16 protein-coding genes and 1 pseudogene are annotated in these 15,036 nt (G+C 55.2%); 7 read left to right on the top strand and 10 right to left on the bottom strand.

The features are described 5' to 3' along the window. Positions 1-31: 31 nt before the first annotated feature. Both ACZRJQ_RS09745 and ACZRJQ_RS09740 read left to right on the top strand, forming a co-directional pair. Positions 32-247 carry a TOBE domain-containing protein gene (locus ACZRJQ_RS09745; protein ID WP_003444581.1) on the top strand — a complete coding sequence of 72 codons (216 nt, stop codon included), beginning with the start codon at positions 32-34 and terminating at the stop codon, positions 245-247. Positions 248-432: 185 nt separating this feature from the next. Continuing rightward, positions 433-613, top strand: a pseudogene (locus tag ACZRJQ_RS09740) (type II toxin-antitoxin system RelE/ParE family toxin). 18 nt (positions 614-631) lie between these two features. Here ACZRJQ_RS09740 and ACZRJQ_RS09735 read toward each other — a convergent pair. The 7 genes from ACZRJQ_RS09735 to ACZRJQ_RS09705 all read right to left on the bottom strand — a co-directional run bounded on the left by ACZRJQ_RS09735 (position 632) and on the right by ACZRJQ_RS09705 (position 8,052). Next, positions 632-1,276: a methionine ABC transporter permease gene (locus ACZRJQ_RS09735; protein WP_463978149.1), complete on the bottom strand. Its 645-nt coding sequence runs from the start codon at positions 1,274-1,276 to the stop codon at positions 632-634. Beyond that, entirely contained in the window at positions 1,266-2,387 is a 1,122-nt protein-coding gene (locus ACZRJQ_RS09730) for a methionine ABC transporter ATP-binding protein (RefSeq protein WP_463978148.1), read from the bottom strand. The genes ACZRJQ_RS09735 and ACZRJQ_RS09730 overlap by 11 nt, the downstream gene beginning before the upstream one ends. Before the next feature lie 3 nt (positions 2,388-2,390). Next, positions 2,391-3,200, bottom strand: coding sequence for a MetQ/NlpA family ABC transporter substrate-binding protein (locus tag ACZRJQ_RS09725; protein ID WP_463978147.1), 810 nt, complete (start codon positions 3,198-3,200; stop codon positions 2,391-2,393). Between the two features lie 54 nt (positions 3,201-3,254). Next, positions 3,255-4,616 carry an LLM class flavin-dependent oxidoreductase gene (locus tag ACZRJQ_RS09720; RefSeq protein ID WP_463978146.1) on the bottom strand — a complete coding sequence of 454 codons (1,362 nt, stop codon included), beginning with the start codon at positions 4,614-4,616 and terminating at the stop codon, positions 3,255-3,257. Continuing rightward, positions 4,616-5,812 carry an SfnB family sulfur acquisition oxidoreductase gene (locus ACZRJQ_RS09715; RefSeq protein WP_463978145.1) on the bottom strand — a complete coding sequence of 399 codons (1,197 nt, stop codon included), beginning with the start codon at positions 5,810-5,812 and terminating at the stop codon, positions 4,616-4,618. The genes ACZRJQ_RS09720 and ACZRJQ_RS09715 overlap by 1 nt, the downstream gene beginning before the upstream one ends. Positions 5,813-5,826: 14 nt before the next feature. Next, entirely contained in the window at positions 5,827-7,068 is a 1,242-nt protein-coding gene (locus ACZRJQ_RS09710) for an SfnB family sulfur acquisition oxidoreductase (protein ID WP_463978144.1), read from the bottom strand. A 219-nt stretch (positions 7,069-7,287) separates the two neighbouring features. After that, complete coding sequence (locus ACZRJQ_RS09705; RefSeq protein WP_463978297.1) at positions 7,288-8,052, bottom strand: hypothetical protein; 765 nt, start codon at positions 8,050-8,052, stop codon at positions 7,288-7,290. A 672-nt stretch (positions 8,053-8,724) separates the two neighbouring features. On the opposite strand from ACZRJQ_RS09705, the gene ACZRJQ_RS09700 reads away from it, so the two are divergent. Both ACZRJQ_RS09700 and ACZRJQ_RS09695 read left to right on the top strand, forming a co-directional pair. Then, the gene (locus ACZRJQ_RS09700; RefSeq protein WP_463978143.1) at positions 8,725-9,690 is read left to right on the top strand and encodes an SdiA-regulated domain-containing protein; all 966 of its coding nucleotides are present in this window, start codon (positions 8,725-8,727) and stop codon (positions 9,688-9,690) included. A 92-nt stretch (positions 9,691-9,782) separates the two neighbouring features. After that, complete coding sequence (locus ACZRJQ_RS09695; RefSeq protein WP_463978142.1) at positions 9,783-10,691, top strand: SdiA-regulated domain-containing protein; 909 nt, start codon at positions 9,783-9,785, stop codon at positions 10,689-10,691. Between the two features lie 113 nt (positions 10,692-10,804). Here the strand turns inward: ACZRJQ_RS09695 and rpiA are convergent, their stop codons facing one another. The 3 genes from rpiA to ACZRJQ_RS09680 form a co-directional block, all read right to left on the bottom strand. Next, the gene (gene rpiA, locus ACZRJQ_RS09690; RefSeq protein WP_059765694.1) at positions 10,805-11,476 is read right to left on the bottom strand and encodes a ribose-5-phosphate isomerase RpiA; all 672 of its coding nucleotides are present in this window, start codon (positions 11,474-11,476) and stop codon (positions 10,805-10,807) included. Between the two features lie 79 nt (positions 11,477-11,555). Then, on the bottom strand, positions 11,556-12,446 hold the full coding sequence (ubiA, locus tag ACZRJQ_RS09685) for a 4-hydroxybenzoate octaprenyltransferase (RefSeq protein ID WP_463978141.1): 891 nt from the start codon (positions 12,444-12,446) through the stop codon (positions 11,556-11,558). Beyond that, positions 12,446-13,009, bottom strand: coding sequence for a chorismate--pyruvate lyase family protein (locus ACZRJQ_RS09680; RefSeq protein ID WP_463978140.1), 564 nt, complete (start codon positions 13,007-13,009; stop codon positions 12,446-12,448). The genes ubiA and ACZRJQ_RS09680 overlap by 1 nt, the downstream gene beginning before the upstream one ends. Before the next feature lie 200 nt (positions 13,010-13,209). Between ACZRJQ_RS09680 and ACZRJQ_RS09675 the strand changes: the two genes are divergently transcribed. From ACZRJQ_RS09675 to ACZRJQ_RS09665, 3 genes are all read left to right on the top strand, one after another. Further along, complete coding sequence (locus ACZRJQ_RS09675; protein WP_003437744.1) at positions 13,210-13,377, top strand: rubredoxin; 168 nt, start codon at positions 13,210-13,212, stop codon at positions 13,375-13,377. Between the two features lie 38 nt (positions 13,378-13,415). Continuing rightward, on the top strand, positions 13,416-14,564 hold the full coding sequence (locus ACZRJQ_RS09670) for an NAD(P)/FAD-dependent oxidoreductase (protein WP_463978139.1): 1,149 nt from the start codon (positions 13,416-13,418) through the stop codon (positions 14,562-14,564). A gap of 189 nt (positions 14,565-14,753) precedes the next feature. After that, the gene (locus ACZRJQ_RS09665) at positions 14,754-15,029 is read left to right on the top strand and encodes an HU family DNA-binding protein (protein WP_463978138.1); all 276 of its coding nucleotides are present in this window, start codon (positions 14,754-14,756) and stop codon (positions 15,027-15,029) included. Positions 15,030-15,036: the final 7 nt, after the last annotated feature.

Below are 15,036 nucleotides of genomic sequence, written 5' to 3'. Positions count from 1 at the left end.
CAGCTTTCTATCCCAAACAGGAATTGACCCCATGACTATTAAAGCCATCAACGTTCGCAACCAATTCAAAGGCCACATCAAAGAAATCGTACTGGGCGACGTGCTTTCTGAAATCGACGTACAAACGGCTTCAGGCATCGTCACATCTGTGATCACCACCCGTTCGGTCAAAGAGCTGGAGCTGGTGGTCGGCAGCGAAGTGATCGCCTTCGTAAAATCCACCGAAGTGTCCATCGCCAAGTTGTAAATCATGAACGATCCACAACCCCGAACGGCGCAAGCCCTTCGGGGTTTTTTGTGGGTGCAGATCAGCGCCTACAGTTAGCCGGACACAGAACAAAGATGTTTCTCGGACACTTCCCGCATCGTGTAGCGGTGTTGGCTTGCTTGCGGTGTCAGGTGAGCGAGCCTAGTCTTGGTGCAGCCAGTGAGCTGTATCAGGCTGTTGAGGTGGCTACGACAGCTTCTTCCTCAACATCCTTATCTTTATCGGCTGGGTCGAGTGACAGCAACTCGGGAGATGGTTGCGCACCCCAATTACGTGGTGATCTATCGAGTGACGGATCGAATCGAAATTGTGACGGTGCTGCATGCCAGACAGGAATACCCCTGAAGGGGGCATTCCTTTTACTCAGCGCTTGTTCAGTACCCGCGCCAAACGGTCGCCGCCGAGCTGAATCACGGCCACCAATATCACCAGCAGCACAATCACAGTGAGCATGATTTGCGTATCAAAACGCTGATAGCCGTAGCGGTAGGCAATGTCACCCAAACCGCCTGCGCCGATTGCGCCCGCCATCGCAGAGGAGTTGATCATGGTGACCAACGTGATGGTAAATCCACCGACAATGCCCGGTAAGGCTTCTGGCAACAGCACGTGCCAGATGATGTGATGGCGTTTGCAGCCCATAGCTTGAGCCGCCTCGATCAACCCATGATCAACCTCGCGCAAGCTGACTTCGGCAATGCGCGCAAAGAACGGCGTGGCGGCGATGGTCAGTGGTACAACTGCCGCCCACACGCCATAAGTGGTGCCGACAATCAAACGCGTAAACGGGATTAAGGCGACCATCAAAATCAAAAAAGGAATGGAGCGAAACAGGTTCACAAACGCGCCCAATGCTTTGTTCAACGCTGGTGCTTCATAAATCCCGCCTTTACCGCTGGTGACCAAAATTACGGCCAGCGGGATGCCCAGAACCAACGCGACTAACGACGAAACGCCCACCATCAAAAAGGTGTCGATCACGCCTTGCCATAAACGATCAAACCCCATAGCCCAGCACCTCGACCTGTTGTGCCCATTGTTCGGCGCGTTTGCGCAATTCGTCTGCTCCCAGCGACGTACTGGTCACGCTAAGCAGCAGTTGGCCCAAGGCATGGCCCTGAATTTGTTCAACCCCGCCATGCAGCAAGCGCACTTGGCCTCCAAGAGCACCAAACAGCGCACCCAAATCGGGCTCCTGTTGTTGGCTACCGGTAAAGCGCAGGCGCAAAATCACGCTCGATTGCGACGACTGCGGCTGGGCAGTGATACGGTTTTTCAGGGTTTCAGGCAGCGTGTCTTGCAGCGGCGCGAGCAAGGTTTTGCTGACCTCGTGTTGCGGGTCGCCAAACACTTGCCACACCGGGCCTTGCTCGACCACGCGACCTTGTTCAAGCACCACCACGCGATGGCAAATGTCGCGGATGACGGCCATTTCGTGGGTGATCAAAATGATGGTCAGGCCAAGACGCTGATTAATCTCACGCAGCAAACCAAGAATCGACTGCGTGGTTTCAGGGTCGAGGGCTGAAGTGGCTTCGTCGCACAGCAGAATTTTGGGGTCGTGAACCAGTGCGCGGGCGATGCCTACGCGCTGCTTCTGCCCGCCTGACAATTGCGCGGGGTAGGCTGCGTGTTTGCCTTGCAGGCCCACCAGTTCCAACAACTCACGAACCTTTTGCTCACGCTGCGGCTTGGGCACGCCCGCAACCTTGAGTGGCAGCTCAACGTTTTGCCACACGGTTTTGGCAGACATCAGATTGAAATGCTGAAAGATCATGCCAATTTGCCGACGCAATGCGACCAACGCGTTTTCGTTGAAGTCGCCGATATCGATCTGATCAATCAGCACGCGCCCGCTGCTGGGCTGTTCAAGACGATTGATGGTGCGAATCAACGATGATTTGCCTGCGCCACTGCGGCCAATAATGCCGAATATTTCGCCGTGTTGAATGGCCAGATCGATGCCCTGAAGTGCATCAACCGGGCCTTGGCGACCGTCATAGGTTTTGCCCACGCCAATAAAGCGCACATGGGCCCGGTTAAGCTCGGGATGCAATTGGGTGTGGGTCGCGCTGGGCTGCGGCTTATCGAGCAGCTCGCGAGCAATGGCAACGCTCATAAATCAGCCTCCCCAGCCAGGTTGGTACAGGGTGCCGTAGGTTTTATCCAGCGAGGCTTTGACCACTGGCGAGTGCTGGTAAATGTCGATGAATTTAGCCAGACGCGGGTCGTCTTTGCTTTTGGGTTGAATCACGAACTGAATCACGTATTCGGGGTGGTCCAGGCCATCGAACAGTAGGGCCGAACCCGCATCGAAGGTTTTGGCCAAGCGGATATAAGCCGGGTAACCCTGAACCAAATCGGCGTCGTCGTAAGCACGTACCAGTTGAACAGCTTCGACTTGCAGGAGTTTGATCTTCTTCGGGTTGGTGATGATGTCTTCTTCAGTGGCTTTGTAGCCGACGCCCGGTTTGAGGGTAATCAGCCCGGCCTTGGCCAGCAGTTGCAAACCGCGACCGCTGTTAATCGGATCATTAGCAATGGCCACGGTGGCGCCGACAGGTAAATCGTCGAGGCTTTTGTAGCGTTTCGAATACAGGCCGACGTTGTTGATAACCCCCGGTTTGTAAGGCACCAGATGGCTCCCGGCCGCAGCGTTGGCGTTCTCTAAAAACGGAATGTGCTGGAAGTAGTTCACATCAATATCGCCACTGGCGAGGCTGACGTTGGGTGCAATCCAGTCGGTAAATTCCACCAGTTCGACTTTCAGCCCTTGTTTTTCGGCCTCGGCCACTGCGGTTTCCAGTGGAATGGCAAAGGCGGCGGTGGTGCCGACTTTAAGGGGTTGCTCGGTGGCGTTTACCAAACCGCTGAATAGCCCGAGTGCCAGAACCAGTGCTTTGACTGGGTGAGAAATGTGCTTTTTGTTCATGGTTTATATCCAGTCAAAAATAAGAATGCGAACCCGAAAACTACGAGGGTTGGGTTATGAGGCGTGTCTGAACGCTGCGCCGGTATGACGCTGCGGCAGGTGTGCATCACCTTCGGTAAATAACTTTTGCCGCAGGCTGCCCGTGTCATAAGCAGTCTTATAAGAGCCCCGGCGTTGCAGCTCAGGGATCACCAAGTCGATGAAGTCGACGTAGCTTTCCGGCGTGACGATGCGGGTCAGGTTGAAACCATCCAGGCCCGTTTCAGAGATCCACGATTCCAGTTCGTCGGCTACCTGTTCGGGTGAGCCCACAAGCGTCATGTAGCGGCCGCCAAGCGCGTGCTGGTCGAGCAATTTGCGCCGCGTCCAGTCATTGTTTTGCAGCACTTTGGTCGCTGATTGAATGGCGTTGCTTTTCACGTATTGAATCGGCTCGTCCAATTCGTAGTCAGCAAAATCGATGCCCGTAGAGCTGGAAAAGTGCGCCACACCGGCTTCGGCGCTGGCATAGCTCAAATACTCGTCGCGCTTGGCCAGTGCTTGCGCCTCGGTGGGCGCAACAATCACGTTCAGGCCCATAAACAATTTAATGTCGTCAGGGTTACGCCCAGCCGCCACGGCGCTGGCGCGAACTTTATCGACTTGAATTTTGGTCGCAGCCTTGGTTTGCCCGCTGATAAACACGCATTCAGCATGCCGCCCGGCAAACACCAAGCCACGGTCTGAACTGCCCGCTTGAAACAGCACCGGCGTGCGCTGTGGCGAAGGTTCGCACAGGTGATAACCCTCCACCTGATAGAACTCACCCGCATGTTTGACCTTATGAACCTTGTCGGGCTGGGCGTAGATGCGTTGCACAGGGTCGTTGAGCACCGCGCCGTTTTCCCAGCTGCCTTCCCAGAGTTTGTAGAGCACTTGCAGGTATTCATCGGCCTGATCGTAGCGCCGGTCATGTTCGACTTGCTCGGTCAGGCCCATAGCCTTGGCGGCGCTGTCGAGGTAACCGGTCACAATGTTCCAACCCACGCGGCCACGGCTTAAGTGGTCGAGTGTCGACATGCGGCGAGCGAATAAATACGGGGCTTCGTAGGTCAGATTGGCGGTCAAACCAAAACCGAGGTTTTGGGTGACGGCTGCCATCGCTGAAACCAGCAGTAACGGGTCATTGACCGGCAACTGGATCGACTCTTTGAGTGGCACGTCAACTGACTGTTGGTACACGTCATACACGCCCACGATGTCGGCGATAAACAGCCCGTCAAACAGCCCGCGCTCTAGCAGTTGCGCCAGTTGTGTCCAGTATTCGAGGGTGTTGAATTGAGTGGAGTTATCCCGCGGGTGGGTCCACAACCCGTGGTTGATATGGCCAATGCAATTCATGTTGAAGGCATTGAGCAGGATCTTCTTTTTGGCCATCAGATGGTCCCCCGTAACGGCGGGTTTTCATCGTTGAGGTAATAATTGCCAACCGCGTGGTACTTCCAGCGCACGGGGTCGTGCAGCGTATGTACGCGAGCATTGCGCCAGTGGCGATCAAGCCCGTGCTCGGCCAGCGTGGCTTGACTGCCGGCTAGCTCAAACAAAGTGCTGCCTGCGGCCAGTGAGATTTCGGTGCTGATGGCCCGTGCTTCGGCGACGGCAATAGAAGCAGCGGCCACGGTGCTGGCGTTGGTGTTGGCTTGAGCAATATCGAGAAACTCGCCTGCGCGCTCCAACAACGCTTCGGCTGCGTGCAGGCGCACGCTCAAATGGCCGAAGCTTTTGAGCGTCAGCGGGTCTTCGCTGGCAATGTCGGTGGTGGCGTCGATCCAGGGCCGGGTTTTAGTACGCACAAAGTGCAGCGCATCTTCGAAGGCGGCCCGTGCGGTGCCGGTGTCGATTGCAGCGTGCAAAATCTGCGCGAGCGGGCCAACCGGAGTCGGACGCTCGAAGGCACTTTGAAACGGGATGACGTCTTCGGCCTCAACAAACACGTTATCGAACACCACCGAACCACTGCCCGTGGTGCGCTGACCAAAGCCGCTCCAGTCGTCAATCACGGTCAGCCCGTCGCTGTCACGCGGGACAAAAGCCAGATGCTGTATGCCGTCGTCATCCACGACTGAGGTAGGAATGCGCTGCGCATACAGTGCGCCAGTGGCGTAGAACTTACGGCCAGTGATGCGATAACCGTGTTCAGCCTTGGCCAGATGTGTGGTGCGTTCGTGAGCGTTTTTAGTTCCGATTTCAGCCAGTGCATTGCCAAAGCGTTGGCCTGCCAGTACTTGGGCGTACAACCGTTGTTTTTGCTGCGGGCGGCCATTTACGCGCAGCACTTCAAGGGCATAAAAGTGGTTTTGAGGAATTTGCCCCAGTGAGCTGTCAGCCGCTGCAATCAACGCAATGATTTTTGCCAGCGTGACGTTGGACACGCCTGCACCACCATAGGCCTTGGGCACAGTGATGCCCCATAGCCCGGTGCTTGAGAACAGCTCCAGTTCATCGTGAGGCAGGCGCCGCTCTCGGTCGCGTACCACGCTGTCGCGCTTGAAGTACTCGGCTAATTCATAGGCGATGCTCAGGGCTTCGGCATCGCTACGGATAACCGGGACCTGGTTGGATATCAGTGACATGGGTGTCTCCGGGGTCAGATCCAGGAATGCCGGGCAGGCAAGGTGCCGTTGAGGCGGTAAGCGCCGATGGCGTGGTATTTCCAGCGCACCGGGTCGTGCAGGGTATGCACGCGGGCGTTACGCCAGTGACGATCAAGATTGAATTGCGCGAGGGTGGCGCTGCTGCCTGCCAGTTCGAACAGTTTCTCGCTGGCTAACAACGACAGCTCAGTGCTGAGTACTTTGGCTTCAGCCACTGCAATAGACGCGCGGGCAGCTGCTTGTGCATCAATCGCAGCTGCGCTGACTTCATCCAATACTCGCCCAGCCTTACGCAGTAATGCTTCGGCGGCGTGCAGTTCAATGTGCAATTTGCCGATGTCGGCGATGACGTAAGGGTCATCACGGTTGCGTTGCACCTTGGCGTCGATCCATGGGCGGGAGCGTTCGCGCACAAAGGAGATGGCATCTGCGATCGCGCCGCGGGCAATGCCCAGGTCGATTGCGGCCTGAATCAATTGCGATACAGCGCCCTGAATATTGGGGGTTTCGTTGAGGCGCCAGTTGTCGACCACCAGCGCGGCTTCAACTCGCACATTGTTTAGCAAGACTGTTCCACTGGCGGTGGTGCGTTGGCCAAAGCCCGACCAGTCATCCACAACCCGCAGGCCGGGCGTACCGCGTTGCACAAAGGCAATCACTTGTTTGCCGTTTTCATCGAGGGCTTTAACTGCGATCCAATGAGCGAACAGGGCGCCAGTGGAGTAAAACTTCTGACCGTTGATAACGAATTCATCGCCGTCTGCGGTGATACGCGCCTTAAGATCGAGGGTATTTTTGCTCCCGCGCTCAGGCCCCGCATTACCAATGCGCCACCCTTGCAACACACTGCTGAACAGTTGTTGTTTTTGGGCTGGGGTGGCGGTGCTCGAAATCAGATTGAGAATGCCCACCTGATTTTGTGGGATTTGCCCCAGCGCTGGGTCAGCTGCCGAAATAATGGCAAAGACTTCGGCCAAAGTTACAAACGAGACCTGTGGGCCGCCGTACTCACGGGCAATGGAAATACTGCCCAAACCGCTTTGGGTGAATTGTTCTATCAGTGACCACGGCAGTTTGCGTTGCTGGTCGCGCTGGGCCGCATGCTCGCGGGCTGCTTGGGCCAGTTCATGGGCCGCTTGAAGGGCTTCGCTGTCGGTGCGCAGGATGCGCGCCAACACTAAAAGTGGCGCGACATCCGAGTCGCTTTGCAGTTGTGCATCAGCCAAATTAGACATCAGTGCCGCTCCTTGGCTGCACGCAATGCCCTGGCGATCTGCACAAGGGTGATTGTGTTACTGACCATACCTACCTCGCATCTCATTGAAGCGCCGCTTGTGCGGCGCGAGTAAAAACCAGAGAGTCCGGTGGTCCGGTGCATATACCCTAATCGAGCATAAAAATTAAAAGAACTAACTTTTAGGAATATAGATAGACGATTCTTTTGTCTGAGCCAATCAGTTACGCCAGTTAGGTCGCGTCTCTGCGGCGCGCAGCACCTCGCGTGGCGCAGTGTTGACGTAGAGCTTGTTGGCGCCGACCTTGAGTGTGCGTGCGGGCGCCCAGCGTGAGTTGTTACCCACGCGGTCAATAATGCAGTAGGTAACCTCCAGTTTTGGATCTTCCCCGGCTTCTTGAATGATTTCGGAGGGGACGAACACGCTGATCGGCTTGCCGATGTCCATCATGCGTAGCTTGGGCAGGTCGAGGCGTACATCGCCCCACATCACAGTGATTGCGTCTTCTGTTGCCATGTTGCGGTAAGGCTCGATGGTGATGGGAACGCCGCGTTTAATCTGACTCGGGTTGACCCCGTAGCGCTGAATGGGCTCAGGAATCGTCACGGGTGCGAGGCCCTGATTTTCTTCACCCAATGCTTGCCCGCCTGGGCAGTCGAGTTTAACCAACACTTTTAGTTGTGCAGAAAGAGCAGGGCAACTGCCAATATGCATGACGCGGTAATAAAGCCGGGCCGTCCCATTTTGAATAAAACTTTCGGGCACTCTTAATGATAGGGGTAGGCCGATATCACGTTTGCAAAGTTGTTGGGATGTCACATAGCAACCGTCCCAAAAAAGTTCTACAAGGTCGCCTTCTTCCATGTTTGGATAAGGGCATATTTCAATAAATAATTGTTCTGCGGCAAGCGCGCAGATTGTGTGTTTGCCGTGTTGATGAATACTGGGGGCAGCTAACTTTTCAGCGTGAGAAGTAAAGGGCATGTGTTCAGTTCCTGAATAACCGTGCATTAAGTAAAAGGCACACGTTGATGAACGCTCAGCACTGTTTTTGAGCGGGTTAATCAAGGTGCCGGTACTGTTTAATAAATTGTGGGTGACAGATGCCCGGAAAATGAGAGCGCTTGCGCCGCTCACTTTAGTCGTGCGCATATATCAGTTGTCTGCTAATTAGATAAGAGGCTCGGCCTATCAGTGTCAAGACCCAATACTGTGAATCTAATTGTCCTCAGCTTATTCAGAAAACTCCTACTGATAATGTGTTGCTTACGCAAGGAACTACACCCTTTCTTTAAGAAGTCTCGAGAGTGTAGAAATAAATTCTGTCATTTTTATATTTCATTTTTTATACGTAGATGACTGTGAAGATTTATTACCTGGCAATTCTGATTTAAATGAAGGTGCGCAGGTGAAAATATTAGACACGATTAAAGAGCTGTCCTACATATGATGTTATAAAGGCCGCACCAAAATTGGATGCACATTCGACGGGCGCGCAACGATCGTAGCCTTTAGCCGTGCTTCGTGATTTCTTGGTGCTCGACGCTTGATTTGCCATTTATTTCACACATTCTTTGGATAATGTACCCAAGTAGGGCAGTCGAATAAGCCCTCAGTGTGATATTTAGAAGCAGCAAAAAAATCAGGAAAAAACCAATGACCATTGCTACTCGTAAAACCCCGCCTGTACGCCGGCTACCTCGTTTCATGTTGCGTTGGTATTACTGGCTGTTATTGCTTGTGGCGCTGTTTTATGGCGTGGCGGTGGTAATGCATTGGGATGATCGGGGGGCATTGTGGGTATTAGAGCGCTTCGAGAGTGTGTCAGAGCAGAACGATAGCGTTTGGTTGCCTGACTATGTAGCGGTCATTGATGCCAAGCCTCTGCCAGGGATGGAGGAAGATGAAGCATCAGATCTGGCTTATAACCCACTGAGTAAAACGCTGTTTTCGGTCATGGGCAAAAACCCGTTTCTGGTCGAACTGACGCTGGAGGGTGATGTGTTGCGCAAGATCCCTCTGGTGGGCTGGAGCAACCCTGAAGGTGTGACCGTTATGGAGAATGGCTTGCTGGCCATTGTCGATGAGCGTGAGCATCTGCTGACCTTGGTCAAAGTAGACGCAAACACTAAAAGCCTGAACATCGCAGACTTCCCTAAGTACAACCTGGGTGTGTCCAAGGATCAAAACAAAGCATTCGAGGCCATTGCATGGGACCCGCGCCGCCAGCAACTGCTGCTGGGCGAGGAGCGCCCGCCTGCGTTGTTTGCGTGGCAAAGCAATGGCAGTCAAGTGCTCAGGGGCAGCAAACAGCGCGTCCCCAGCGATGAGCTGGATTTGCGTAACTTGTCAGCGCTGAGCATTGACCCGCGTACCGGCCACACGCTGGTGCTGTCGGCAGACTCCCACATGCTGCTTGAGCTGGACGAGGCGGGTGAGCAAGTTAGCTTCATGACCCTACTGCGCGGCTTCAACGGTCTTAAAAACACCATCCCTCGAGCGGAAGGTGTGGCGATTGATGAACAAGGCACGCTGTACATGGTGAGTGAGCCCAACTTGTTTTATCGCTTCGAAAAAACCGGTAAATCGACGGATCAGGGTAAGAAGCAGACCCAGCCCTAATGTCAGCAGTGGCGTTGGCGCTTAAGGAGGATTAAGTTTGGATTCATGCAGTCGTGGTATTTCATCTACCTGATTTGTTTTGAGTCCGCCTTATGCGCCGTATAAACCGTTTAACTTTGCTGCTGGTCAGCGTTATTTTCTTGGCTTTGGTGACGGGAGTCGTTGCGGCGCAGCACTACCGTTTATTTGAGCGTGTCTGGTTCAACGCTAAACAGATGTGGCAGCCCTTAGATCCTGATGCGATCAATCTGGGCGAGTATCGCGCTGTCGTACAAGCGCAGGTCATCGAGGGGCTTGACGATGATGTGTCAGCCCTGACCTATGATCCGATTCGCAAAAGCTTGTTTACGGTGACCAACAAACAGGCTGAGCTGGTTGAGCTGTCGCTGGACGGGAAGCTGTTGCGGCGTATCCCTTTGATCGGCTTTGGCGATGCTGAGGCTGTTGAGTTTATTGGCGCTGACACCTATGTGATCACTGACGAGCGCCAGCAGCGGCTGATTAAAGTTCACGTCAACGAAGACACACGCTTTCTGGATGCTGCGCAGGCTGAGCAATTGACCTTGGGCATTGGCCTTAATGGCAACAAGGGGTTTGAAGGCTTGGCATACGATTCTGTGGGCAAGCGCCTGTTTGTTGCCAAAGAGCGCGACCCCATGGTGATTTACGAGGTGCGCGGCTTCCCGCAAACCAACCCCCAGCAACCCTATGCAACCCATGTGGTGACCAATCCACGGCGTGATGCGCGGTTGTTTGTGCGAGACCTGTCGAGCTTGCAATTTGACGAGCGCAGCGGGCATTTGCTGGCGCTGTCTGATGAGTCGCGTTTGGTGCTGGAACTCAATGTCGAGGGTCGCCCGATCAGCAGCTTATCGCTGAACAAAGGCCAGCATGGTTTGCGAAAATCGGTGCCGCAGGCGGAGGGCATCGCCATGGATGATGAAGGAACGGTGTACTTGGTGAGTGAGCCAAATCTGTTTTACGTGTTTAAAAAGCCGTGAGTTCACGGCTTTTGTAATCGCTGCCCAAGACTGGAGTAAAAGGCCACAGCGGTTTGGAACAGGAACGCTTGGCACCCATCGCAGCTTGGCGGCAGCGACTACAAGGTTGGGCTTTACTTGCTCAGGGTTTTTACGCCTTCGCTGGTGCCCAGCAGCAGCAAGTCGGCCGGGCGGGCGGCGAACAAACCGTTGGTGACGACGCCCACAATGGCGTTGATTTGGCGCTCCAGCTCAACCGGGTTGGTGATCTGCATGTTGAACACATCAATGATGATGTTGCCGTTGTCGGTGATGACGCCTTCGCGATAAACCGGGTCGCCGCCCAGTTTGACGAGTTCACGCGCTACATGGCTGCGAGCCATTGGAATCACTTCAACAGGCAGCGGGAACGCGCCTAACACCGGAACCAGCTTGCTGGCGTCGGCGATGCAAATGAAAGTTTTAGCGACAGCGGCCACGATCTTTTCGCGGGTCAGGGCTGCGCCACCGCCTTTGATCAGGTTCAGGTTTTCGTCGCTCTCATCGGCGCCATCAACGTAAAACTCAAGGTCGCTGACCGTGTTCAGTTCATAGACCGGAATGCCGTGGCCCTTAAGGCGAGCGGCAGTGGCTTCGGAGCTGGCCACGGCGCCATCAAAAGCACCTTTGTGCTGAGCCAGTGCGTCGATGAAGCAGTTGGCCGTGGAGCCAGTGCCCACCCCAACGATGCTCTTGTCATCCAGCTTTGGGAGGATGAAGTCGACGGCAGCCTGGGCTACGGCCTGTTTGAGTTGATCTTGGGTCATGGGGGCTCCGGGGCAGGAAGGGTCAACAGAAGGGCGGCATTATACGACCACCGCCCGCCGAATGTTTCACCGACATGACTCAGCGCAGGGCGTAATCGAGCACGATACCGACAAAGATCAACAATCCCGCCCAATGGTTGTGCAAGAAGGCTCTGAAGCAGCGCTGTGGATCGCGGTTGCGGGTGTACCAAAATTCCCACACGAAACACGCCGCAGCTGCTAACAGCCCCAGATGGAACCAGCCCCCCAGATCGAATTGCGAACCGGCCAATAGCAGGCAACCCAGTGCCAACCCTTGCAGGCTGAGGTTGATGACACGGTCGGCGTCGCCAAACAGGATGGCGGTGGATTTGACGCCGATTTTCAGGTCGTCTTCGCGGTCGGTCATCGCGTAATAGGTGTCGTAGGCCACTGTCCACAGCAGGTTGGCGATGTACAGCAGCCATGCGGCTGCAGGCAAGCTGCCCGTTTCGGCAGTAAACGCCATTGGCATGCCCCATGAAAACGCCGCCCCCAGCACCACTTGCGGGTAATAGGTGTAACGCTTCATGAAAGGGTAGCTTGCGGCCAAAGCCAGCCCGCCCAATGACAGCCAGATGGTAGGTGCGTTGGTGCACAGCACCAGTAAGAAACTGACGCCCATCAGCAGCGCAAAAAATACCAATGCTTCTTTACTGCTGATTTTTCCGCTGACCAAAGGCCGTTGTTCTGTTCGTTTGACGTGCCCATCGACCTTGCGATCGGCGAAGTCGTTAATCACGCAGCCGCCTGCACGGGTCAGGATTACACCGAACACAAAGATCAACAGATTGCTCAATGAAGGCACGCCTTTGGCGGCAATCCATAGTGCCCACAAGGTGGGCCACAGCAGCAGGTAAATGCCGATGGGTTTGTCCATGCGCGTCAGCTGAATGAAATCCCAAGCCCGTGGGTTCAGACGATTAAGCGATTTGAGCAGGCTCTGGTACATCAGGTGTTCTCCGGCTGGGCACTCAGCACAGCCCACAATTGAGGTAAGAAGACTTCAGCAACCAGCACGCTCAGCGCCCCGCGGGAAAAAAGCGAGCGTCGCCCCCACAGGTCTTCGGTCTGATCGGTGCTCGCCAGCCACTCGCGCGGGTAATGACACACCTGTAACGCCCCTCGCTCAAAGGCATGGTCGCAAAACAGCAATTCGCCCAGAGAGCGTGTGCCCAGTGCGTCCATGTTCAAGCCACCGTCTTCAAGCGCGCTTTTGGCGGCCACGCTGCGGGCAAACACCCAAGGTTGCTCATGCCCGCGCAGGTACACCTCGCGTACCCAGCCTTCGCTGGCCTGGGGCAGGTCGAGCGCGGCACATTCGTCTTCACGCAACGGTTGCCAGCCCTCGAATAGAGGCACAACGCTGAAGGCACCGTCTGAAAGCGCTGTGAGACGCCGGGTCAAAGAGCCTTGATCGAACAACCAATCGAGGGTTTGTGCGTCAGGCAGCGCGGGAAGATGACGTTGTTCAAGCCAAAGGGGGGAGATCAACGGGGAAGTTATGTGCGGCACGGAGGGTCATAATTGGCAGCCATTGAGGCCGCCGAGCTTATCACGCTGCTCCTTGAATGAGCGCTTGAGCACCTTTAAGCAGCAATCGAGCTTGCATCTGCCGAGCGTGATCAGTACAAAACGCCCTGAATTCGACGAGCAACACGGCAGATCGTCAAAGTCTGTGGCCTCGAATAAGCCTGAACCCAAGGAATTACCTCATGAAAAAGTGGCAATGCATCGTATGTGGACTGATTTATAACGAAGCCGACGGCTGGCCAGATGACGGCATCGCCCCCGGTACGCTGTGGCAAGACGTACCCGAAGACTGGCTGTGCCCGGACTGTGGCGTCGGCAAAATGGATTTCGAAATGATCGAAATCAACTGATACCTCGTTAACGAGTCACCCTGTTTATGGAGATTGGAATGAACGCACCTGTCGTGATCGTTGGCACTGGGCTGGCGGGCTATAACCTGGCTCGCGAGTTTCGCAAACTCGATAGCGAAACCCCGCTGTTGTTAATCACGGCTGATGACGGGCGCTCCTACTCCAAGCCAATGCTGTCCACCGGTTTTGGTAAAAACAAAGAAGCGGACGGCTTGAGCATGGCTATGCCTGGCGCTATGGCCGAGCAGCTCAACGCCCAAGTGCGCACGCACACACGCATCAGTGGCATTGACCCAGGCCACAAACAACTGTGGATCGGTGATGAAGCAGTGCCCTATCGCGATCTAATTCTCGCGTGGGGCGCACAAACCGTGCAGGTGCCGGTAGAAGGCGACGCACAAGATGCCATCTTCCCCATCAATGACCTTGAGGACTACGCACGCTTTCGCGCCGCCGCTGCGGGTAAGCGCCGCGTCCTGATATTGGGTGCAGGGCTAATCGGCTGCGAGTTTGCCAACGACCTGATCGCTGGCGGCTATGAAGTTGAACTCGTGGCACCTTGTGAGCAAGTCATGCCCACGTTGCTGCATCCCGCTGCAGCGGCGGCGGTACAGGCTGGGCTGGAAGGCTTGGGTGCGCGTTTTCATTTGGGGCCGGTATTGACGCGTTTACAGCGTGTGGTCGAGGGGCTGGAAGCGCATTTGTCTGACGGCAGCGTCATTGCGTGTGACGTAGTGGTGTCGGCCATTGGCTTGCGCCCGCGCATTGATATGGCCGCGGCCGCCGGCATGCGGGTCAATCGTGGTATCGAGGTTGATCGTCAGCTCAAAACCTCTCACGCCAATATTTACGCGTTGGGTGATTGCGCGGAGGTGGAGGGTTTGAACCTGCTGTATGTGATGCCACTGATGAGCTGTGCTCGGGCACTGGCGCAAACATTGGCGGGCAATCCGACTCAAGTGAGCTACGGTGCCATGCCCATTACCGTTAAGACCCCCGTTTGCCCGCTGGTGGTGTCACCTGTGCCGCGTGGCTCAGAAGGTGTTTGGACGGTTGAAGGTCAAGGTGCCGACATCAAGGCGTTGTGCCGTGATGTTGAAGGTAAATTGCTGGGTTATGCGCTGACGGGTGAAGCGGTTCGAGAAAAACTGGCGTTGAACAAAGAGCTGCCTGCACTTTTGGCGTAAATACTGCTAACTCTGTCGTATATGCCATTGCCTTGCCTCAACAAAGCCCCTGACGAGACTGGCGCCGGCCTTGGCCGCATGCCATTCTCACACCGGTCTGCCGCAGAGTAGAGCCTGCGGCGCCTTGGGCGCTGCTCCAAAGAGAGCAGCACGGACATAACAACAAAAAACCGTCAAAGAGGCTTCATCATGCGTAAACCAGATCTCGCCGCCGCAATTGCTGAAAAAGCTGATCTCACCAAGGAACAAGCCAGCCGCGTCCTCAATGCAGTGCTTGAAGAAATCACCCAAGCCCTGCATCGCAAAGACAGCGTGACGCTGGTCGGTTTTGGCACCTTCATTCAGCGCCATCGCGGTGCTCGTACCGGTCAAAACCCGCAAACGGGAGAGCCGGTAAAAATCAAGGCCAGCAACACAGTTGCATTCAAACCGGGCAAGTTCCTCAAAGACAGCGTCAATCCGTAAGCTGACG

The organism is Pseudomonas sp. E315 (genome assembly GCF_055406205.1).
The sequence above is the reverse complement of the archived record's forward strand: the minus strand, read 5'-3'. Positions and strand labels throughout refer to the sequence as shown.